Here is a 21,561-nt window from a genome sequence, read left to right on the forward strand (position 1 = left end):
GACTACAAGGACGCCCCCGGTTCTAGGATTCAAGAGCCGACAAGCCAGATCTCCCTCTGATCGACAGCAAGCGGAGGGTTCAACGCCGCAATCACCTTCGGAAACCCGAGACTCTGAATCTCCTCGAGCTTTTCAAGCACATCTTTTCTTGTGCCGCGATGGTTCGGAAAGTATTCCTCGAGGACCAGAACAAGCCCCTGTTCGAAAGTTCGGGCCTTCTGCTCAAGGCCCTGAACCTTCTTGGCCCATCGCCCCTTCATCAGATTTACAATGCCGCTGGGAGCATGGTAGCGAAGCAACCAGTCGACAGCCCGCCAGGCAATCTTCTCGTCCATGTTCGCGAGCTCGTTGCCCGGAACCTCGCGAGCGAGTTCCTTCCAGAGATCGAGTGTATGCCATTGGTAAGGTTCGCCGGGGATCAGACCTTCGCGTCCGTTCACGATCAGGTCGCGAAGGACCGGCGCGAGGCAGGCCGTCTGTTCCAGATCGATGGGAAGATGGCGTGCGGTCGTGAATTCGCTTCGACCGATCTGGAATACCGCGACAGCAACTTCCTCCCGGCCCGATTCCCCCGGGCTCCGACAGAGAATACCGACGGCGTTCCGGATACTTCCCTCTCCTTGATCGAGAGCGAAATCGTTTCGAGCGATTTCGATCAACTCCGAAATCTTCAGCGGTCGTGTCGCTCGCTCTAGGACGGCGGCGGCTGCGGCTTCAATACTGTCGCCGAAGGAAATGATTCGCGGGTCACTCGAATAATCCCAGTTGATCCATTCATCCACGAAGGCCTTGAGGTCGGAGTGGATCGACTCATGGTGGTTGCCCGTGATGTACTGTTCGACCTCGGGAATGAATATGGATCGTGGATCTTCCCGATGAGCCAGTATGAATTCCTTGAGCGAATTCAGAGCATCTCTCAGTTCATCTTCGGACATACCGAACAGGATTCTGGCAGTCTCGCCGCCATCCTCGTCCTGCGAGATCAGAACCTTGTAGTCACTCCCAAGGATCAACTGGAAAAACTGCTTCACGGTCCGGAAGGTTGCACCTCGCAGCGACGGAACAACACATTTCTCTCCGAGCATGATCGGGCCGCCGGACCACCGGATCCTGCTCTCGATTTCGGATTCCAGGTTCGACCGCAGATTCCTGAAGCTCGGATCTTCTCTGAGCCGCATGACGGCGCGGGCCTGAACCTGCCGAATGCGTTCCCGGCAGACACCTCGAGATTTCCCGATCTCCTCCAGTGTTTCACCGCCGTCCGATCGACCCACTCCGATCCGTCGTGTCAGGATCTCCTTCTCGGCATCGCCCGCAACCAGTCGTAGCACTTCGGACCAGAGCCCTTCGAAGCTCGAGAAATCACTCCTCGAACGTTGTCCGAGTTCGAACGATCTGTCGGAATCCTTTCCAGGATCAGCCAACTGGGCCTCGGCATGATCAAGAAGTTCATTCGTGAAAACTTCGCCGATCTTCTGGTAGGTGTTCTTACCGAACGTCTCGATGCGCATCATCTTTTCCAGCGGAACCCTCGAGAGCTCATCGAAGGTCTTGATTCCGGCTCGGGGAAGGGAGTTCCGGCCTCGGGTAGGGAAGCCTTTCAGGCCGAACGGGATGCTCGAAATCCATGGCGGCATGAAAACCGACAGGACCTGAAGATCGGTTCCGCCAGGAGCCTCCTCGTTCGACGACTGCCGCATTCCGTAGCGAAACCGGAATTCGGCAAGTTCCATGCGCTCCTCGGCGGTAAACCGTTCTTCGATCTCCAGGTACTTCGAGTCCGATTCGATGGATTGTTCGGCCAGTAGAGTCGCAGCCTTCGAAGAGCCCGATGCGAGTTCACGGATCCAGCCGGAGCGGTCCACCACTGGAAGCTCACCATCTATCGGGCGGGGCTCATCCACTGACGGCCCCGATGGCCGACTCCCGCCGGAGGGTGGCGAATCTTCCACTTGCAGGGCGGATCCCGGTGAGAAATCGCCAGCGATGAGTGCCTGGAAACCATGCAGTTGATCAAGAATCTCCCGGGCATCGTCGGATGACCAGCTTTCGCCGAAGCGAGCAACGGATGAGCTCTGATCTTCTGCCTGGCGAATCACCCCCTCGAACTCCGAACCCGGCCGCTGCTGAGCGACCAGCTCCTCGATCCGCTGTACAAGCGCCGTCAGAAGCGGCCCACCGCTTTCTTCACTCAGAACGATCCCGACTACGATTTCGCCGGCCGCGAGTTCGGACGTCAGTTTCTTTATCGCCATTTGCATTCCCTCCCTGAAGGCTTTGCGTCATTCTGCTTGTCAGTCGGCCTTTTCGACCTATCGGAATTCACGCGCCGGGTCAATGCAATGAACCGACTCGGGCCCTGTCGACGATCTCCCACTGTCCGGGCTCGCTCTGCACCTTGCCATAGAGAAAGCGCCGCACGGCCTCGCTGCGCTCGAAATCGATCCGCGGGTAACGCGGCTCGAAGTTGTCCATCCAGTCGCCGATGCAGACTCGTCGCCACAGCTGCTGACGCCCCCTGCCCTGTTCCCCGATGACCAGGAAATGCTGCTGGATGAACTCCAGGTCGCGCTGGATGGTTCGGCGGGTGACGACGAATCCGCGGGAGGTCAGGTACGCCTCGATCTCTCGGGTACTGACGGCAGGCTCGTCATCTTCACTCGGAAGCATCTCGACGATCAGCATCACCCGCATCATCTTCTCGGTCGCCGCACGGGACCGGGCTTCTTCCCGGCCCGCCGCGCAATCGACGCGGATCGTCGAATCGTCTGCGTCGGCGGGTTTGCCGGACGAAACGGCGCGCCCTTTTCGCTGCAGCCGTGCTGTCCAGTCCTCGAAGTACGGGCACGTCCAGGAGGGACGTCCGTCGCAATCTGCAATTCTGACGACACCGAACGTCTGTTCGAGGACCCGAAGATCGCGTTGCAACTGTCGTGTACTGACACCAAGCCGATTCTTCTTCAGAAACTGCTGGATATCGGGAAATGCCCCGAATTCGCTATAGCAGAAATGAAGCAGCGCCAGGCGACGCAGGACGGTGATGGATTCGTTGTTGATGTAATCGATGGACATGAGGACCCCTCTCTCGTATTGAATTCGAAGCAGACGTTCCCCCACCGCGGATGCGGCGAAGAACGGAAGAACCAGCGAAAACCGCGCACGGCAACACGCCTCACGCGACGAGAGCTAGAAGGTCGTCCCCGACGTGCCATCGAGTACGCAGGAAGGCATACGGTGGCTGCGGGGTGAGGTGAAAGAGCGTTCGATTGGAAGCACCTCGATCCCGGTTCGGAACTGCAGATGCAGTCGATCGTGGCAGCGGGTGAGATGCAGGAACGTCATAGGGATAATGCTATTTCGAAAAAAGCCACTTGTCAAGAAAATGGCTTGAATTTTGTTCTTCAAGTATGCTAGGAAGCCCGTCAGGCGGGACACGTCGCCGCTCGCAAATCAAGCCTTCCAATCATTCCGCGACGACTCTGGAGTCGCGCCGAAAACAGCTTTCCCGATCCAGTAGAGTCTGACCCGGGCGTTTGCAGGTGTATGAGATCGAATGGCTGAGCTCGAATCATCGGTCGCCGGCAAATAACGAGCGCTGCAGCTTTCAGACTTCCGACTGAACGGCTCACCACTGAAGAGGAAGCCGGTGCGACCCGACACCCGCCCTTCGATCTGCCTTCCAATCGGTTCATCGATGACCGACATCGGTGCGCCGTTCATGCCTGGTCCATGCAGTCTTCGTCCGCGCCCGGCCCTTCGCGATGCGGATCGTTGTGCCCCAGGAGAAACCGGGCCGCCCAGATCCGGAGTGCTCGATTGCGGATGGCCCCCGATCGGAGCGCGGAGAGAACGAGCGGCCGCCCGAGCGAATGGCTGTCCTGGCTCAGCTTCCGCGCCAGGCGGACGCGCTCGTCGGCATCCAGCAGGCGCTCGACGAGCCCGGTGAGGCGGTCGAGCGTCCGACCGCTTCGAAGACGCCTGCCACTCCGGAACAGATGCTCCAGGTCTCTTGAAGTCCCGGAAAAGGACGCCATGCGATCCGCACGTTCCATATCGGTCAGGCGTTCGTAAGGAACGGTCTGCAGGCGGTGCCAACGGTCGATCGAGACCTCGATCATCCGGTCCAGCTCCGCAGCCCATGGGTGGTGAGCAGGCAGCGTGGCCGCGAAGTTCAGCAGGTCGGGAAGTTGCGCGGCGCCGCAGCGGTGAGCCAGGAAACGATCGCAACGGCGCGTCAAGCCAGTCGGCCGACAGGTGAGCAACAACTCGAGATCGTCGACATCGATCCGCGGTCGTCGGAACAAGGAACGCCCCGTCCCCCAGATCGCACGGGCGGACAGAAGCGCATGGCCGATGACAGCGGCTCGCTCATCGCCACGCTGACTGCACTGAAGCAGGCAGCGCAGCGCCCAGATCGCGCGCGGTGGCGCGCCGTCGTGCAGTTGCCGCAGAAGGTGGCGAACGAGAATTTCGGGCTGCTCGATTCCTTCGAGCCATGCCCGGCGCTCCTCGACGGCTTCCTTCGAATCGTCCAGCGCGAATCGAGCCAGGGCGGCGGGATCCATCCGGGCCAGGACACCGATCGGCGCCAGCGGGCCGGTCTTGGCGTCGACCAGTTTCCACATCACCTCGGAAGGGCCGACGCCCCGCCGAAGGTCCTTGTACTGCAGTCCCCGCTCGCTCTGGTCGATCCGGATGTAGCGCTCGATGTCCTTGGCCGGCTCGAGGGCGTCCCCGGGCATCAGGACTGCGCCATCGCAACCATCGATCCGATACAGACCGGCCACCGGATGGCGGGCCACGCAGCGGATCACCAGCTCTTCGATCCGGCCATCGATGCGCACCGATGGAAAGCCGGCGGTAATTTCGATGAAGACCCTCGCGCCCGCTGCCGGCAGCACGACTTCGGGCGGCGCCGTCTGCGCATCCAGGTGCAGCTCGAATCCCGGCCGGCACGCGGACAGGTCGATCGTCTGCAGTTCGGGCATGTCGGACACGCGGATCGTACGGAGGCCGACGAGGTCGGTGGGTGTCGAAAGCGAAAGCTGCCGCACCGGCAGTGCGCGGAATCGACAGACACCGAACACGTCGAGCGTTCTTCGGTCGATGCGGGTCTCCAGCCGTTCGTCGGTTCGCCCGACCCTCATGCGTCGCTCCAGGGTGATTTCCGGTGTCTCCAGCACTTCATCCTGGCCAGCATACGAACGGGTCCGACGAAATCTGTCGCATTGCAGGATTGCACGCCTCACGAGGTCGGCAATGTTGCAGTGCGACAGGATCCGTCGCGGTCGCGTGGATACTGCGAGTCGACGCTGAGGAGGGCTTGCATGAACGAGACGACATTCGAACGGGAACGGAACGAAGGAACACGAAAGAAGGAAACCACCTGCATCCATCCGGCCATCGATGGCTTCATCGGGCGCATCCGGCAGTGGATGCTCCGGATGCTGGTCGATCAGGGCGCCCTGTTCGACGACCGGATCGGCCTGCCCGAAGCCGGCGCGGAGATCGACGCCCTGTTTCCGCTGGACGACGATTCGAAGGTACGCGCCGACGTCATCGTGCAGATGCATCGGTCGATGCCTGCCGAGTCCGCATCCGTCACCGGCGGGCTGGCGGACAACATCGAGCGCCTGTGCCGGCACCTCGGGCTGAGCGCCGTCGAGGCCGATGTCCTGGTCTTCCTGATCGTCTATCGGGCCAGCAACCTGTTCGAGCGCGTCGCCGACCTGGCCTTTCGGAAGATCGACCTGCCGGGCTTCGCGTGGCGACTGAGCGTCGTGACCGGGCATTCTCCCGATGATATCGAAGCCGCGCTTCAGCCCGACGCGGCCCTGGTCGCCTCCGGCCTCGTTCGCCACTGCTCGCCCTTCGGCCTCGGTCGCGTTCCATCGGTCGATGCGCTGGTCGAGATCAACCACCGGGGAATGAAGCTGCTGACCAGCACCGAGTTCGAGATGGTCGATCTCCTCGAGAGCGCCGTGCGACCGGCCACGCGTTCCGACCTCAAGCTCCGCGACTTCGAGTTCATGGCCGAACAGCGGGATCTGGCCATCGATTACCTGCGGGCGCTGCGGAACGAAGGCCTGGCGCGATCGATCCTGTTCGATGGCCCGCCGGGTGTGGGCAAGACGGAACTGGCTCGCCTGCTGGCCTCGGAACTCGACTTCGACGGCTACGAGATCAAGGAGGTCGATCACGATGGCGACGCCGCGGCCGCGGGCGAGCGCCTGCAGTACCACGCGCTGGCACAGAACCTGATCGCGCTCGGCAGCCGGAACGGACTGATCGTCTTCGACGAGGCCGACGCGGTCCTCGCCACCGACATGCCGGCGCCCATGCAGCGGTACCGCACCACGAAGGCCGCCCTGATCCGGCGCCTGGACACGCTCCGCGTCCCGACGATCTGGATCACGAACCACGCGGACGAAATGGACCCGGCGCTGCGTCGTCGCTTCGACCTGGTGCTGCGATTCAGGACGCCTCCGGCACACGCGCGCCTGCGGATGCTCGATGCGCAGCTGCCGTCGGCGCTGCAGCGCGACCCGAAGGTGCGCGCGCTGTGCGCGGAAAAGGCAACCACGCCGGCGCGCATCGAACAGGCCGGTCGGGTCGCGCGCCTGATCGCCGGCCAGGACATCGATCGCCAGGGCCGGGTGTTCTGCCGGGTCCTCGAAGAGAACCTCGGCCTCGAGCTGTCCCTCGACGCCCGACGAGCGTCGGACAACGGGCTGCCCTATCGGCCGGAGATCATCAACGCGTCGGAGGATCTCGAAGCACTGACCTCGGCGCTGACCGCCCGTCCGCAGGCCCGAATCGGGCTGTACGGTCCGCCGGGCACCGGCAAGACGCGCTTCGCGCAGCACCTGGCCGACCGCTGCGGACTGCAGCTTGTCGAATACCGGGCTTCGGACCTGCTGGATCGGTACCTGGGCGAATCCGAAAAGAACATCCGCAGCATGTTCGATGAATGCCGGGGCGGCAGGACGCTGCTGCTGCTCGATGAGGCCGACAGCCTGCTGCGCTCGCGGCAGCATGCGCGGCAGAACTTCGAGGTCAACCAGGTCAACGAGCTGCTGAAGGGGCTGGAGAACTTCGACGGTCTGTTCGTGGCCGGAACGAACCTGATGGACGCCGTCGACCCGGCCGTGCTGCGCCGCCTGGATCTGAAGATCCGCTTCGACTGGCTGCGCCCGGAGCAACGCTGGCGGCTGTTCCTGGACCTGGCGCAGGAAACCGACCTGACGCCGAGGGGGCTCGTCGCGCGCCGCCTGCGCCGGCGCATGGACACCATCGACCACCTCACGCCCGGCGACTTCGCCGTGGTCGCGCGACGCCTGCGCCTGCGCGAAGGTCCGCGTCATGCGGGTGAACTGGTCGACCTGCTGCTGCAGGAAGTCGACCTGAAACCCGAAGCGAAGTCGGCATGCAGCGGCATCGGGTTCACCGCCCCGGTCGGCAGCCGCCCGTGAGCGAACCCGGCATCACCCAGCGGGTTGTCGAACCCCGCACGAATGCGGCCGTCGCCAGTGATCGCCCGCAAGCGGGTGCCGAAGGCCGGCAGTTCCTTACCGGGCTGCGCGGGCACGTCCGGGCTGGAGACGCGTCGATCCGTGCCCTGGCACTCGCCGAGTGCCCCGGACTGGAATCGCTGGACCTGTCCGACTGCAGCCCGGGCCTGTACCTGCAGATCGAACTACCGGCCGGGCTGCGCCAGTTGCGTCTACCGCAGGATGCACCCGGCGCCATCATCCAGATCCAGCTGCCCGCGGCCTTTCGTCCCGTGCAGCCGATCGTCATCGAGGGCGCGCTGGCCGATGTCGGCCTCGAGGCCCCGTGGATGGTCCATCCGTTCCACCTCGACGCGGCGAAGGACCGTTCGCCGTTCCAGGGCCTGCTGCTCGGACCGGCGTTGCATGGACCGGTCGATGCGGCGATCTCCACGCAACTGGTGCTGGGCCGCGCCCGGGCCGCCGAAACGCTGGACCTCGACGCGTGCGGCCTGGAGCGGCTGGTGCTGCTGGGCAGCATGGCCCGCCGGATCCGGCTGTCGAACGCCCGGCTGCATTCGCTTCAGGCCATCGAGTGTCCGCGCCTCGAGCGGGTCGAGGGCGAATTTGCCAGCGATCATGCCGCGTTCGATGTCTGCCGGCGACTGGATACGGTCGAAGGCAGGGGCGAACGACTGGCGATTTCGTGCAGCGGGCGTCGGCAGCTACGAATCCACGGACGCTGGGACAGGATCGAGCTGTCGTATTCCGATGTCCAGCGCGTCGAGCTTTCGAGCGGAACGCGGCTCGAACTGATCAGCCTGCCGGCGGTGCGCGAGGTGCAGTGCCCGGAGCCCTTCGAACTCGGCATCGACGGCAGCATGCGGGCCAGCGACCACCTCGCGGTGCTGCTCGACGAGCCGCCGGGCCGACTGGGCGACCTGGTCGAACGCGAGTGCGACCGCTTCCGTCACGGCCATTCCTTGCCCGGCCACTGGCTGCGATTGATGAGCGGTGGCATTCGCGTCGGCGACGAACTGCCACGCGCCATGGGGCTGCTGAAGGAACTGGCCCGACGCAAGAGCGATCGCGAGGCCGCCTGGCGGGTTCGGTGCCACCTGAATGCCCTGCATCGCGATCCGGACATCGATACCGACGATTCGACCGTGGCGTTCCGATCCGGTTCGGCCGCCTGGTGCTGGTTCGATGGCGCACCCGAGCACCACGGACTCTGGCTCGATGATCTGGCGCTGTATTTCCGGTGCCGCGAGGAACGCGTCACCGCCCGCTTCACCCGCACCCTGGCGCGGCTGGACCGGCTGATCCATGCCGAGGTCCTCGCACTGGCGCTGACCGGCCAGCGCAAGGCCGGCTTCGACCGCGCTGCCTGCCTGAACTGGCTCGCGCAGTGCCTGCAGCGGATCGACGGCGCCCGAGAACTGCGCCATATGAATCGGCTTGCCGCGATCCATCGTCATTGGCGCCCCGTGCGCCACGACCACGATCGGCGATTGACCGAACGGCTACGGCGACTGATCCACGCGCTGGGCGAACTCGAAGCGCCAGGCCTGCTGGCCGCGATGGTCGAGCCGATCCTTTCCACCGGCAGCGCCGCGATCGCGCTGCGCGCCGGCATCGATCTGCTCCGAGTCGAACGGGAAACCGGCCTCCGAGTGATCAGCCGAGGCCTGAGCCTCGACGGCGAAGTCCCCGCCGGACTGCGCGCGGCGGCGCTGCGCGAACTGCTGACGATCGAAGAACGCAACGAACGAACCGGAGACCCCACGCAATGAACACACGCAATCGAAACCAGGCCGCCGCACTGACCGCCCGACCCGAGCAGGTCACCGCCATCCTGTCCCACCAGCTGGACATGCTCTGGGACGACGCATCCAGTGCGCACCATGTCGCGCCCCTGATGCTCTGGGGCCCCCCGGGCATCGGCAAATCCAGCCTGGTCGCCGATGCCTGCCGGAAGAAGGGCATCGAACTGATCGACATCCGACTCGCTCAGCGCGATCCGGTCGACCTGCGTGGCCTTCCGGTGCCGAAGGAGGATCGCGTCGACTGGCTGCTCTCGTCGGACTGGCCGCGCGACCCCGACAGCCGCGGCATCATCCTGTTCGATGAGCTCACCGCGGTCGACCGCAGCCTGCAGGTGGCCGTCTACGAACTGATCCTGGACCGTCGACTGGGCGACCTCTACCAAGTGCCTGACGGCTGGCTGATGGTGGCCGCCGGCAACCGCGGCGAGGATCGCGCGGTGTCGACGATGATGTCCAGCGCGCTGGCCAACCGCTTCTGCCACGTCGAGGTCGAGCCCGACCTCGAGGACTGGTTGCGCTGGGCCGGCGGCGCGGAGATCCATCCCGACGTGACCGGCTTCCTGCGCTTCAGCCCGGAGAACTTCCACGACATGGACGTCGACCTCGAACGCGGCTGGCCCAGCGCACGGAGCTGGGAGCGCGTCAGCCGACTGGTCGAACGCGGGGCGATCGACGAGGCATCGCTGGAACTGATGATCTGCGGCCTGGTCGGCGTCGGCGCCGGCCGCGCGTTCATGGCCTTCCGCGACTGGGCCTCGAAACTGCCGGACATCCAGCAGCTGCTGATGAACCCCGATGAGTTCGACCTCCCGAAGCGCGCCGACCAGCGCTTCGCGCTCTGCTCGGCGATGGTGTACTACCTGGCCCGAGCCGACCATGAGACCTTCGATCGATGCCTCGACGGCTTCATGGAGATCGGGCTGAAGTTGCCGTCGGACTTCGCGGCCATGGTCATGACCGATGCACTGACCCGCCCCGCGAACGACCGCCGACCGCTGGACCGCCTGATCCTGCACGATCGGATGCCGGCCTGGCGCCGGAAGCACGGCCACGCCTTCTCGCTGGAGGAACACGCGGCATGACGCTGGCAGCCGGAAAACCCGGTTTCCGAGCGCCCGACCAGGACGAACAGCACGCCAAGCAGCGTGTTTACCGGCTGCTCGAGCGGGACCGCGCCCGCTGGATGCTGGACCAGCCGTTCCTCGGCTCGCTGGCGATGCGACTGGACCTGGTGCCGGTTGTCGATAGCCGACTGCCGACCGCCGCCACCGACGGCGAGCGGATCTTCTTCAACGCACGTTTCGCCGAGCAGCTGGACGCCGGCACGCGTCGCTTCGTGCTGGCTCACGAAGTCTGGCACTGCGCCGCCCTCCACGTACCACGCCGGGGCAGCCGTGCACCGGACCTCTGGAACCTGGCGATCGATCACGAAACCAACTCCGTGCTGCGCCAACAGGGCTTCGAACTTCCCGAAGGCGTTGTGCATTTTCCGCGCTACGTCGGCAAGAACGCCGAAACCGTCCATGCCGCGCTGCAGTCGGATCGACTGACCGCAAAGCCGCGCGGCCCGCTGGCCGACCTGCACGACCCGGCCCGACGCGCGCGCCATCGCACAGCCGGCGAAAGCGACGGCGACGTCCATGAAGAGACCGGCGATTCATCCGCGTCGGATGACGCTCCGAGCCGACGCGAACCGCCGCAACAGGTCCGCGACCCGGACTATCGCCCCGGCTCGGGTTCGGACGCGAAGACCTGGGCGCGCTGGCCGCGACAGGTAGTCGCTGCTGCCCAGATCCACAAGCGGCTTCACGGCAATCATCCCGGCTGGCTGGACCAACTGCTCGACATCGTCGGCGCACCCAGCGTGCCCTGGCAGGAAGTGCTCCGCCGATTCGCCGAGCGCTGCGTCGGCGACCGGTACCGCTGGACGCGACCGAACCGTCGCTTCGCCGGCCAGGGGCTGTACCTGCCCTCGCGAAGCGCCACCCGACTGCGGCTGGCCGTGGGACTGGATGTCTCCGGCAGCACCCTGGATCAGATCCCCCGGTTCATGGCCGAACTCAACGACATCCTGAGGGCCTTCGAACGCTACGAGATCCGCATCATCGCCTGCGATACCCGGTGCGTCTTCGACCAGCGCTTCGACCAGAACACGCCACCCACCTCCACGATCAACCTGAAGAACGCCGGCGGCGGCACCGAACTGCAACCGGTCTTCGATGCGATCGAACAGGACGATCACGCCGCCCTGGTCTTCCTGACCGACGGCTACGCCAACCCGCCCGAGCGCCCGCGCTACCCGGTGCTCTGGGCGCTCACCGACGACGGCGTGCCGCCGGCGGACTGGGGCGACGTGCTGCGACTCGATCCGCCGGAGCGTCCCTGACGCCCGATACGACAGCATCCGTCTCCCCGATACCTGGAATGAAGACATCCCAATTCGCACAAGGAGAACACCCATGAAACAGTACAAAGCGCGCATCCGACTCCCGAACGGGTCCCAGCAGGTCGTCTACGTCCACGCCGACGACGGGCTGAAGGCGAAATACCTGATCGAAGCACAGTACGGCAAGGGCTCGATCATCGGGATTCCGACGCCGGCTTGAGGGCGACCGCGTGTGGCCGGGCGCGGCCATCGCAACCAGCGAATCAGGCCTTGAATTTTCGGCCGCGATTCTCACATTTCAAGAATTCGATCCGCCAAGATGAAATCCCATCCCGGGTCGCACCAGTCCCGTGATCGACTTGCCCTACATAGAGGAGGAAGGCAAATCCATGGCAGAAGCGATCGAAGTCCGCGAAGTCGATGATTTCTTTGACGAGCCACCCCACTGCCCCTTCTGTGGGGTCCAGACCATCGAGCCCAGCGAGGATGGGTGCGATATGGACCTTCACGCCTGCCCACACCTCTTGTTCTACGCCTCCGATGGCGGCTGGGAGCACCTGTCCGACCGCGCGAGGCAGGAGTTCGTCCGGCTGGGTGTAATGGCCGAGGGCGCCTCCGAGGACGAGATCGACGAATCGATCGACGAGATCACCAGCCGGATCGAAATTCCGGGCGCGATCAAGCTGGCGACCTATATGGGCCCACCGAGCCTGTTCGGCGCCTACCTGGGCTACGCGCCCGTCGAATGGGAATGAGTCCGACGAAGAATGGCCGCGGTACCGGCGCCTTCGTGAAGCATCGAGCGATTCCTCCGTGGTCCGGTCAGCACATCCGGACGTCTCTTTTCAGACCACCGGATAGCACGGCTCGCCCCAGTACTCCCCCGCGTTGTCCATCATGATGCGGATGACCAGCGGAACCAGCGTGCCCATGATCGCGTTTGCGTCCCGGAGCTGGTCGCGATTGACCTGGCTGTTCCATGTGGCCCCGCCGTGCACCAACTGGTTGCGCAGCGTGTAGAGGCGCGCGAAGACAATCCCGAGCAGCTTGCCGATATCCCGGGCAGCAATGGCCCTGTTCGCGGCCCGATTCGCGAGATTGAAGCGTTCCTCCCAGTCGTCTGAATCAGGAAGGTGGTTGTGATGGTTCCAGAACGGCTGGAAGACATACTTGTTCCCCAGCAACACGCGGACCGGCCCCGGGAACTGCTGCCAGAGCACGCTCTCGATCTCGCCATCGCGATCCAGTTCGACCAGGCGGGAAAGGAAACGGCCGAAGGTCCGGCGCTCGAGTTCACGGTACTCGCCCAACTCGTGCGCGTAGGCCGCGTTGAAGGCGATCCACAGGAAGATGAAACGACCGTCTTCGTCTTCACACTGCTCGGCGCGATTCAACCAGCTCAGTGCGCGGTGGACGCGGAGGGAAATATATTCGTGCCAGGCATGACGTTCTTCCCGGTGCCGTGCCTTCAGTTCAGCATGGTTCGATTTCACTTCGTAACCCCTCCATGATCGACTGCGAGAACGAGACGACCGCTCAAGCGACATTCCGCTCGTCAACGAGGAAATCCGACAAGCGGGCCTTCAGAAAGCGCTTGTAGCGGATCCGTGTGCCATCTCGCTGCGACTCGATCCGGGCAATGCGATCGAGATCACGAAGATCCCTGGCGACCGTATCCTTGTCGCAGGTAAAGCCGGCGCTTGCAACGACCTTGGCCAGTTCGGAGGCCGTGCGGCCGGGCACATCGTCCTCCCAGGGCAACAGGTCGTAGATGTGAAACAGACGTCGCGCCTTTTCTGCGGCCATCAATGCACCTCCATCGAGCGCGCGCCCGGCAGTGTCAGGGAGTATTCCGTCTCCCACTCCTCCGTTGTTTCCAACGGATCGAGTGGTTCTCCCTTCAGGTCCTCCAGGTAGAAGTGCTGGCCCATGGATTCCGGGTTGGAGCGCTTCCAGCGCAGCTCACCACGCGGGCCGAACCCCCGAATCAGCCCGAACTGCCCTTCCATGCTCTTCAGCGCGCGTTCGACCTGCTTCAGGCTGACATCGACGCCGTCTCGCCGAAGATCGGACACGATCACCGCATGGCTCTTTCCCCGGTGCCCGCGCCCACAGGGCAGCAGGTCATGAATCATCGCGAAGTGCGCAATGGACAGGTTCTTCTTCGACATGTTCAACCCCTCGTTCGCCTGCCGAAAAGAATGCCCCTAAAACGGCCATCTGTCAAATTTTTCTTGACATAACTGCATGTATTTGCTACATTTTACCTTGCTGGCTCGGTTGACATTTCATCCCTTTAGCATGAGATTTCCGGGTCGTCAATCTTCGGGCGGCGGAAATCGCGACTTTCTTTCCTTTTCGACCGAAATCGGCACTTTCGAGGTCCGGATCGGCTTACCTCGCGCCCGCAGTGCCCACTTTCCTCTTGCTCTCTGTGCTGAAGGCCCGATCGGAAATCGGGCTTTTTCCCGCTTACCGAACCCGATTTCTTCCCGCTCCTGCTTCGGAACGCTCGACTACGAGACGCAGGATTGCGTGCGGAACCCGTCCGATCGCAGTTGCAGCTCTCCCGAATACCGATAGGCCGCCAGGCGCTGCCCTTTGCCGATCGAGTAATCGAGGCAGACCGCGTTCGCACGCTCGGGCTCGATCGAGCCGCTACGCCAGTAGTGGCCGAAGAACACCGGTGGCGCGACTTCCGGGTAGGCCGGATGATCCGGGTTCCGATAACCAGCGGCGCAGTCCAGGCCCTCGGGCGGACTCTGGAACAGCAGGGCCTCGCCGAGGGTGGCCGGCTCCGGCTCCCACCAGGCGATCCTGGCGTGCCGGCGCCACTGGCCGCCCTTGTCGAAGAAGCCGGCTCCATCGGGCAGCTCGTACTCCGGGCCCTTCAACAGGGTCTCGACGGCGGCGTACTCGGGCGTGTCGCCCCGCGCCGCGGCCACCCAGCGATTCTCGGGCAGGTACCAGCCACCGCTGCGGCGCTCCAGCGCCTCGAGGTGCCCCGGGTGCCAGCAGGCGTGCACACAGCGCCAGCCCTCGCCTTCCAGCGCCAGCGGCAGCTGCCGGAGCCAGGCCAGCATGTCCTTCCAGTCGCCGGGCCGATGCTCGATCTCGTCGAGCACGGCCCGGTGCTGCCGGACCTTGCCTTCGGTCCGCGGGCGGAGATACTCGCCCGGGTTCTCCGGATCCTCGGTGTGGAACTGGACGGCGTTGTACTCGTGGTTGCCCATCACGCACAGCGCGTCGCCCCGCTCGACCAGGTCGCGGACGATCTCGACGGTGCGCAGGTTCTGCGGTCCACGGTCGATCAGGTCGCCGACGAAGACGAGTTTCTGGCCGCCCGGGCTCGCCAGGCGGCCGCCCCGCTGCTTCCAACCCAGCCGTTCGAGCAGGGCCAGGAGGGTCGGCGCGTGGCCGTGGATGTCGCCGATGAAGACGTGTTCCATGTTCCTATCGTTCATACACCACCTCGCATCAGTTCGCTTTCGATGGCCTTCGTCTTCAACCACTCGGCGAAGCTCTCTTCGGTTTCGAACCGTTCGGCCATCAACTCCACCACGACCCTCGGCACGCTCTCGGGCCGCACGACTCGACAGGAGGTTGCCCACCCCGTCCGCCGGACATCGCCGGAGCGCTCGATCCTTTCCTCCCGCTGGAACACGAGGCGGCCTTCGGGGTCGATGCACACCAGTTCCTCGAGACTGCCGTCGCCGCTGTTCCGGTCGTGCACAACGACGTACGGCGCGCAGTCCCGCCCGCGAGCGAGCCGGACAGAATGCGCCGACTTCCGCGGGAACGAGATCACGTTGGATGCCGCCTGCCCGGCCCTGACTCGCCAGCCGTACTCGTTCGCGGCAATATCCATCGTCCGTTCGAAGACGATACCGTCGGTCAGCAACTCGGGGCGGCGCTTCGCGCCGGTCAGGGCGTAGTCGCGGCCCGCTCGAAGGCCGCGCTCGCGCAGGGCAAGCTGGATTCCGCTCGCGTCGATGCTGCGGATCGGGCTCAACAGGACGAGGTCATCGTCCTCCCGGTAGTTCGTCCACTCCTCCCGAAAGGCGGCCAGGCCACCGGGCCAAGCGGATTCGATCCGGGCCTTCAGCAGAATCACGTTGTATTGTGAACAGAGCAACGCCATGGTCATTTCCTCCATCGGAAACGCCCTGTTTAGCGGAATTCCTTTTTCGTCCCCCACAAGTAGGGCTAAATCGGGACGTACTGCAACAATTGGTTCTGGGAACTGCTGGTGCCGGGAATCGGCGAGGCGGGTTCCCGCTTTAGCTGGATTTGTTGGACCGGGTTTCCGGGCGCCCAGCAAGCTGGTGTCTTCAAATCGGCGCGAGTACAGTATAGCGCAGCGGCGGCGTTTAGGCAGGCACGGTGCCGTGTAATTACAGGACCGAGGGCACGACGACGATGAAGGAGACAACCGGTTATCCCGAGAACGCCGAGGGCCTGTTCAGCCCGGCGGAGTACCGTGTCCTGGCGCACTACCTCGACGGCTCGCCACGCTATGTCGGCCTGGCCGAAGACCTTGCGGAAATCCTCCCGGACGCCCGCTATCGATCTGTCGAGTCGGCCGTGGCCCTTGTCGCGCTCGAGCGAATCCAGCAACGGCTGCCGCGATGGCTGGTGCGCAATTCGCAGGGCGACATCGTCGAGACGCGAAAGCAGCGACCTGTCTCGAAGAATCGAAAGGTCCTGCTCAAGCCCGTCTACCTCGGTTCGGACGAAGGTTTCGGTGCCGGACCCGGGATGAGTTGGAGAGTCGAATATTTCGCTACGTGGATTCCGCTGTTCGATCGATTCGTGATCACTCAGTCCGACGATGATGGAAACGACGAGTTGATCGGCGTTCTGGACTCTCTCGATGGGTCCGGGAGGCAGTCGCCACATCATCTGCTCGATCAGTGGAGAGCGGAAATGCGCGAGGACGAAGAAGCCATCGCGCGGCTCGATCGCATTGACGACGTGGAGTAGGCGCGGCGCCGTCCAATGCCTGAAGAGGCGGGAATTCTGCCCGAGTGCTGGATAATTTTTCTACAAGCCTGAATCGGCCGAAGCAGCCCATGGTGACCCTCCAGACGTGGATAGCGCAGAACTCGGAAAAGCTCGGCAGTAGATACGAGGAATTGTTCCTGCGGACTGTCCTGCCGCGGGTCCCCAACCTTGACCTGCATTACCTGCAGGCCCAGATGTCGTTCGAGGACCTGGACGGCAAGCGCCGCTATTGCGACTTCGCGATCGCCGAAACAGAGGATCTGAAGGTCGCGATCGAGATCGACGGGTACGACAAGACCGGGCGTGGCCAGGGCATGACGCGAAACGAGTTCCTGGATTGGCAGCGGCGCCAGGCCGGCCTGACATCGCAAGGATGGCACGTGCTGCGATTCGCGAACATCGATGTTCGGGATCGACCCGATGACTGCGCCGAGCACATTACGCTGCTTCTTCGCAAGTTGCGCGCTCGCCTTGAGCACCATACGAAATTGCACAAGCGTTTGATTGAGCTAACCCAGCGACTGGAAAAAGCCAACAAAGAAAATCGCAAAGCGATTCAAGATGAAGTCGGGAAATACGGCGGCGCACTGAAGCAGAAAGAGGGTGCGTATCAGAAGGAAAAAACGCGACGAAGCGAAATCGAGAAGGAACTCTCTGAGGTTCGCAAGCTGCTGGAGCGAGCCGAAGCCGAGAAAACGCTAGGCCCCTCCGAAGAACTAAGGTTGCGATCGCTGGAACAGACCCAACGCATCGAAAAGCTCGAAGAAGAGGGAGGCATTATGAAGACGACCATCTGGGCGTTCGCTATCATCATCATTGCTGTGATCGCAGCCGGCGTTGTCCTGATCTCCGGCGGACTAGAGCGAGGTGCCTTGCAAAGCCCCGCGCTGAACGTCCAACCGCCCATCAGCCCTCGGGTTCCCGCAGGGGCAAGCTGCGAAAGCCCGATTCGTTGGTCGGAAGCCGGCTCGCATGTCGGCGAATCAATGTCAATAACAGGACCAGTGCGCTCGATCACCTATCGCAGTCAAAGCCGAGGTCAGCCGACATGGATCAACATCGGAGAGGACTTCCCGAGTTCCAGACGGCTTGAACTTGTTATCTGGGGCCGAAACCGAGCTTCATTCGCCTCACTATTGGACCAACTTTCGGTAGGCGATGTAATTTGCGTGACCGGAGAAGTATCCAGCTATGAGGGGAGGAGCCAGATCGAATTGCGTTATCCCGGCCAACTCGAGACCGGTTGACTCGTCCCGCAGTGATTCCAAACGCAACTAATATTTTTCAACGTCGAACAGTGTAGCGGAACGATTGCCAACCGGGATGCCGTGATTGTCGCCGATGGAGATCGCTTTTCGTGACCCTCCGAGACAGGCCACGCGGCCACCGCACTTGTCGCGCTTCTTCCTACAGGCGCGGTTGTACGGATGCAACCGCTCTACAGATTCCGGCCGGTCGTCACCGACGAGCTACAAACAGGCATTCATCCGAGCGGTCGGGCGCTGGACTAACACCCGTTCCGCACGCGCAGGTCGAGCGGCACATCGGGCTGAGCGATTCTACCGCGGGTAATCAGGTGGGCTTCCTGCCAGCTTCTGCCGATGCCCGTGAGCAGAAACGGCTTCGGCGGATCGCGCAGGTCGGCCAGACCGACGACGTCGAGCGTGTTGTCCAGTTCCTTTGCCAGAGCGCGGGCGAGAACCACGCCGTTCCATGCGGCATCCAGCAAGACGTAGAAACGACCGAAACGTCCGGCTACACCCCGCTGCCCTACTCGGCGTACGCAACGGCCGAGCGCTCTCATGATCTTCAGGCGACGACCTTCGGGCCCCACCCCTCGCAGCGCCTTCAGGCCCTTGACCTTCACGGCAAGCACGGGGCCGAAGTGCATCTCGGAATAGCTCGCCAGCGATCGGAAATCGGCCAGCCGAGTGAAGGTGTCCAGCAGGCGGGCCAGATTGAACTCGTAGAGCCCCATCTCTTCAAGTGGTACATCAAGACCCGTTCGTTCAGCCGCAGCCTGGATCAGGTGGTGATGGCGACGTAGCAGTTCCGGGAGCGGCACATGAGGATCGCTGTTCTGATCGACAGGCACCCGGTTCAGCATTCGTTGGTGACCGAGATAGAGTTGCTTTTCGTTTTCCGTCCAGATTGGGTTCGGGGATTCGGACATGGGTGATCGTTACCGTAGGCTCGGATTCAGGATCCGACGAATTGTTCTCAATTGTTGAGACGGCGTCGTTGCAGTAGTGGCGGCGCCGGCGACGGAACAAGGCGCTGGGTCCCGGCTCGAGGCCGGGATGACACCTTTGCCCTCACTGAAACGCCTATCAATATCACAATCAAAGACAATCCGCCGAAGGAGTACATGGCCTGGATGTCGAATCAAGTCTCCACGGGTGTGCTTCGCATTGGGGAGATCACAGATCAGGCCGACCTGGAGGTAAATCTGAAGGAAAGCGCCATTCCGGACTTCATCGATGAAGTCACGGGCGCGAACTATCCCGAATTCCTTGAAGCTCGCAGAAAACTCATGGCCGATATGATCCGGGAGTATTACAAGTCGCTGTAGTGCAGCATTTGGGCCGCCAGAAGCACCGTAAATTGGTGACTGGTCATTCGCCTATAGCATCATATTCTTCGCTTGCATTGGTCGCCGACGATCCTTGATTCCCAGGGTCGAGAGCTTGTCGTCGTTCGGTGGCGCGAAACCGGGATACGCAGGTTACTGATCGCGACCCAGCCAATCCCACGCGGCTCGGCGGATCGATCCGGGCCTGTATCAGAATATCGCCCTGACATTGCCGCAGACAGCGGTGGCATCGATCAAAGCCCGCCAGCCTGATTTCAGCGGAATGCCAGCGCTCAGGTCACGAACGAAAGCGCCGCGCCCAGCCGAGTGCATCGAGGCGCTGCCAGATCGGCCGATAGGATTCGCGGTAGAGCCAGGCCTCATCGTCGCCGCCCAGTGTGACAGCGCTGGGGTTGATGGCCGGGCGCCGAATGCGGGATTTGAGCAGCGCGTCGAGAATCTTCGGGTAGTCTTTCACGACCGCCGCCATGACATGATCCGCCTGCTCAAATCGCTCCAAGGCGTAAAGCGCCAGCGCGTGGTTGTACTGCATCTCGGGAAAGTCGTCCGGATAGCGCTCGGCCAGTTCAACCGCGTCATCGAAGCGCCCGGTTTCAAGGTAGCGCCGAGAGAGTGGCATACGCATGCCCTGATTGTCGTTCGGGTTCAGGGCCAGCAAGCGTTCTAGCCGCCGCAGATGGTCGGGCATGGCCGGCTTGTCGAGATCCATGCCGATTCGCCAGGCCAGGAGGTCGAGAGCCGGGCGATTCTCCCAGAACCCCCACTCCAGGCAGCACGCTTCGGCGCCGCTCTCCCTCAGTACGGCATCGATCAACACTTCAGCCCGGTCGAGCAGCGGGATGATCACGCTCTCGTCTGTCCCGAGGATATCCAGCCCCCGCACGGCATAGGCCATGTCGGCAAGCACCTCGAAACTCTGCCAGAGTTCCGGATCGTCTTCGAGCAACGTGACCATGCGGGCCAACTTCTCGGCGGGATCGCCGGGCAGTCGGCCGGCGCCCGGAAAATAGTCGGTCGCTTCGATGGCACCCTGCCAGGCATTCATCGCCCGCGCCAGGCGGGGTTTGGGCATCAGTGGGCCGGCATTGCCGTCGACCGGATCCAGTGAATACAGCACGGCCGGTGCCGGCGCGTTCTGGACCAGGGAAACCAGCTGCCCCGCTCCGACCTGTTCGGCCATCGTCTCGGCGATGGCAGCGGAACCGCGTCGCGCGACCTCCTTCAACCAGCCCACCAGATCAGACAGCTCCGGTATCCTGCGACGCGCCAGGCGACGCGCCCAGAATTCCGCGCGTTGACGCGCTTCATCCTCCCGCCCCTGATGGATCAGTATGACGACTTCGAGATGGGCCAGATTGGGAGCGTCAGGCTCGATTCTCTGGGCCTTCTCGAATGCGGCCCAGGCGTCCTGGAATTTGCCCCGATCGGCCAGCATGCTGGATTTCCGCTGCAAGGCGGCGCTCTGGATCGTCCGGTCGCCGTTTTCGATGCCGTGCTCGATCAGGCGGGTCTTCTTGCGCGGATTACCCAATTCGGAGTAGGCGTCGAGGAGACTGTCGAACAGGAACTCATCGCGGGCGCGAATGGCCCGGCCCTTGGCAAACCAGGGCTCGAGCAGGGCCACCACGGCTTCCTGATCGTCCTCGTCCTGCCACTGGTGCACGGTGTCCATGACTCGCTCGGGGTCGACCCGACTTCCCGCCAGCGCTTTCCAGTGCTTGCGCGGAAGCGCTTCGAGCAGGCAGGGCAGGAAATTTGCGTCGATGATCGGAAGCTGCCGCGCAAGGGGCTGGCAACACTGCTTGTATTTCCGGCCCGACCCACAATGACAGGGCTCGTTGCGGCCCGGCTCAAGGAGCCTTGGCAAGGCGAAGTCGGCATCCGGGTGCGGCGTCTGGCTCCAGATGCCGCGCACCAGAACGCGCAGCATTCGTCGTCGCAGGTCAGGATCGTCTCTCAGAGCGCCCTGAGGCGGGGCCGGAAAGAACGTATCCAGCCCCAGGTCCATGCGCGCCAGCAAGTCATCGAGGCTTTCGCCCTTGACGATGGCTCGGCTGCAAAGCTGGCTGAGAAGAACAATATCCGGCCCGGCCGGACGGTCAGGGAATTCGGTCATGGTTACAGTTTAATCTGGGAAGACACTGCCAACCCATAAATGAAAATTTGAGAGGTTCTAGTGACTCGGTGACTCCGAGAATTCACGCCGGTAGATTTACGTCCCTTCATTCGAAATCTCATTGCGCAAAGTGCGAAACAGCCAAG

19 protein-coding genes are annotated in these 21,561 nt (G+C 63.1%); 9 read left to right on the forward strand and 10 right to left on the reverse strand.

Going from position 1 to position 21,561, the window contains the following annotated elements:
- Positions 1–29: 29 nt before the first annotated feature.
- From HFP89_RS08130 to HFP89_RS08140, 3 genes are all read right to left on the reverse strand, one after another.
- Positions 30–2,255 (reverse strand): sigma factor-like helix-turn-helix DNA-binding protein, encoded by a 2,226-nt coding sequence (locus HFP89_RS08130; RefSeq protein WP_168717160.1) that lies wholly within the window; start codon positions 2,253–2,255, stop codon positions 30–32.
- Between the two features lie 79 nt (positions 2,256–2,334).
- Positions 2,335–3,072, reverse strand: coding sequence for a hypothetical protein (locus HFP89_RS08135; RefSeq protein ID WP_168717161.1), 738 nt, complete (start codon positions 3,070–3,072; stop codon positions 2,335–2,337).
- Between the two features lie 644 nt (positions 3,073–3,716).
- Positions 3,717–5,147, reverse strand: coding sequence for a hypothetical protein (locus tag HFP89_RS08140; RefSeq protein WP_168717162.1), 1,431 nt, complete (start codon positions 5,145–5,147; stop codon positions 3,717–3,719).
- 180 nt (positions 5,148–5,327) lie between these two features.
- Between HFP89_RS08140 and HFP89_RS08145 the strand changes: the two genes are divergently transcribed.
- From HFP89_RS08145 to HFP89_RS08170, 6 genes are all read left to right on the forward strand, one after another.
- Positions 5,328–7,472 carry an ATP-binding protein gene (locus tag HFP89_RS08145; protein WP_168717163.1) on the forward strand — a complete coding sequence of 715 codons (2,145 nt, stop codon included), beginning with the start codon at positions 5,328–5,330 and terminating at the stop codon, positions 7,470–7,472.
- The gene (locus HFP89_RS08150) at positions 7,469–9,283 is read left to right on the forward strand and encodes a hypothetical protein (protein ID WP_168717164.1); all 1,815 of its coding nucleotides are present in this window, start codon (positions 7,469–7,471) and stop codon (positions 9,281–9,283) included. Before HFP89_RS08145 ends, HFP89_RS08150 begins: the two co-directional genes overlap by 4 nt.
- Positions 9,280–10,398, forward strand: a complete 1,119-nt coding sequence (locus HFP89_RS08155; RefSeq protein ID WP_168717165.1) for a hypothetical protein — start codon at positions 9,280–9,282, stop codon at positions 10,396–10,398. The genes HFP89_RS08150 and HFP89_RS08155 overlap by 4 nt, the downstream gene beginning before the upstream one ends.
- Positions 10,395–11,702: a VWA-like domain-containing protein gene (locus tag HFP89_RS08160; protein WP_168717166.1), complete on the forward strand. Its 1,308-nt coding sequence runs from the start codon at positions 10,395–10,397 to the stop codon at positions 11,700–11,702. The genes HFP89_RS08155 and HFP89_RS08160 overlap by 4 nt, the downstream gene beginning before the upstream one ends.
- Positions 11,703–11,775: 73 nt before the next feature.
- Positions 11,776–11,922: a hypothetical protein gene (locus tag HFP89_RS08165; RefSeq protein ID WP_168717167.1), complete on the forward strand. Its 147-nt coding sequence runs from the start codon at positions 11,776–11,778 to the stop codon at positions 11,920–11,922.
- Positions 11,923–12,052: 130 nt separating this feature from the next.
- On the forward strand, positions 12,053–12,457 hold the full coding sequence (locus HFP89_RS08170; protein ID WP_168717168.1) for a hypothetical protein: 405 nt from the start codon (positions 12,053–12,055) through the stop codon (positions 12,455–12,457).
- Between the two features lie 90 nt (positions 12,458–12,547).
- Here the strand turns inward: HFP89_RS08170 and HFP89_RS08175 are convergent, their stop codons facing one another.
- The 5 genes from HFP89_RS08175 to HFP89_RS08195 all read right to left on the reverse strand — a co-directional run bounded on the left by HFP89_RS08175 (position 12,548) and on the right by HFP89_RS08195 (position 15,858).
- The gene (locus tag HFP89_RS08175; RefSeq protein ID WP_346775214.1) at positions 12,548–13,195 is read right to left on the reverse strand and encodes a hypothetical protein; all 648 of its coding nucleotides are present in this window, start codon (positions 13,193–13,195) and stop codon (positions 12,548–12,550) included.
- Positions 13,196–13,238: 43 nt separating this feature from the next.
- Entirely contained in the window at positions 13,239–13,508 is a 270-nt protein-coding gene (locus HFP89_RS08180; protein WP_168717170.1) for a hypothetical protein, read from the reverse strand.
- The gene (locus HFP89_RS08185) at positions 13,508–13,873 is read right to left on the reverse strand and encodes a hypothetical protein (protein ID WP_168717171.1); all 366 of its coding nucleotides are present in this window, start codon (positions 13,871–13,873) and stop codon (positions 13,508–13,510) included. Before HFP89_RS08185 ends, HFP89_RS08180 begins: the two co-directional genes overlap by 1 nt.
- A 345-nt stretch (positions 13,874–14,218) precedes the next feature.
- Positions 14,219–15,151, reverse strand: coding sequence for a metallophosphoesterase (locus tag HFP89_RS08190; RefSeq protein WP_168717172.1), 933 nt, complete (start codon positions 15,149–15,151; stop codon positions 14,219–14,221).
- A gap of 11 nt (positions 15,152–15,162) precedes the next feature.
- Entirely contained in the window at positions 15,163–15,858 is a 696-nt protein-coding gene (locus HFP89_RS08195) for a hypothetical protein (protein WP_168717173.1), read from the reverse strand.
- Between the two features lie 263 nt (positions 15,859–16,121).
- Here HFP89_RS08195 and HFP89_RS08200 point away from each other — a divergent pair, with 263 nt between their 5' ends.
- Both HFP89_RS08200 and HFP89_RS08205 read left to right on the forward strand, forming a co-directional pair.
- Complete coding sequence (locus tag HFP89_RS08200) at positions 16,122–16,685, forward strand: hypothetical protein (protein WP_168717174.1); 564 nt, start codon at positions 16,122–16,124, stop codon at positions 16,683–16,685.
- Between the two features lie 89 nt (positions 16,686–16,774).
- Positions 16,775–17,953, forward strand: a complete 1,179-nt coding sequence (locus HFP89_RS08205) for a DUF559 domain-containing protein (RefSeq protein ID WP_168717175.1) — start codon at positions 16,775–16,777, stop codon at positions 17,951–17,953.
- A 260-nt stretch (positions 17,954–18,213) separates the two neighbouring features.
- On the opposite strand, the gene HFP89_RS08210 is transcribed toward HFP89_RS08205, so the two are convergent.
- Positions 18,214–18,879, reverse strand: coding sequence for a hypothetical protein (locus tag HFP89_RS08210; RefSeq protein ID WP_168717176.1), 666 nt, complete (start codon positions 18,877–18,879; stop codon positions 18,214–18,216).
- 195 nt (positions 18,880–19,074) lie between these two features.
- Here HFP89_RS08210 and HFP89_RS08215 point away from each other — a divergent pair, with 195 nt between their 5' ends.
- Positions 19,075–19,278 carry a hypothetical protein gene (locus HFP89_RS08215; protein WP_206212277.1) on the forward strand — a complete coding sequence of 68 codons (204 nt, stop codon included), beginning with the start codon at positions 19,075–19,077 and terminating at the stop codon, positions 19,276–19,278.
- 298 nt (positions 19,279–19,576) lie between these two features.
- Here HFP89_RS08215 and HFP89_RS08220 read toward each other — a convergent pair whose 3' ends face one another.
- Entirely contained in the window at positions 19,577–21,415 is a 1,839-nt protein-coding gene (locus HFP89_RS08220; RefSeq protein WP_168717177.1) for an SEC-C metal-binding domain-containing protein, read from the reverse strand.
- Positions 21,416–21,561 lie beyond the last annotated feature (146 nt).

This window comes from Wenzhouxiangella sp. XN79A, from assembly GCF_012272825.1.
Lineage (GTDB): Bacteria > Pseudomonadota > Gammaproteobacteria > Xanthomonadales > Wenzhouxiangellaceae.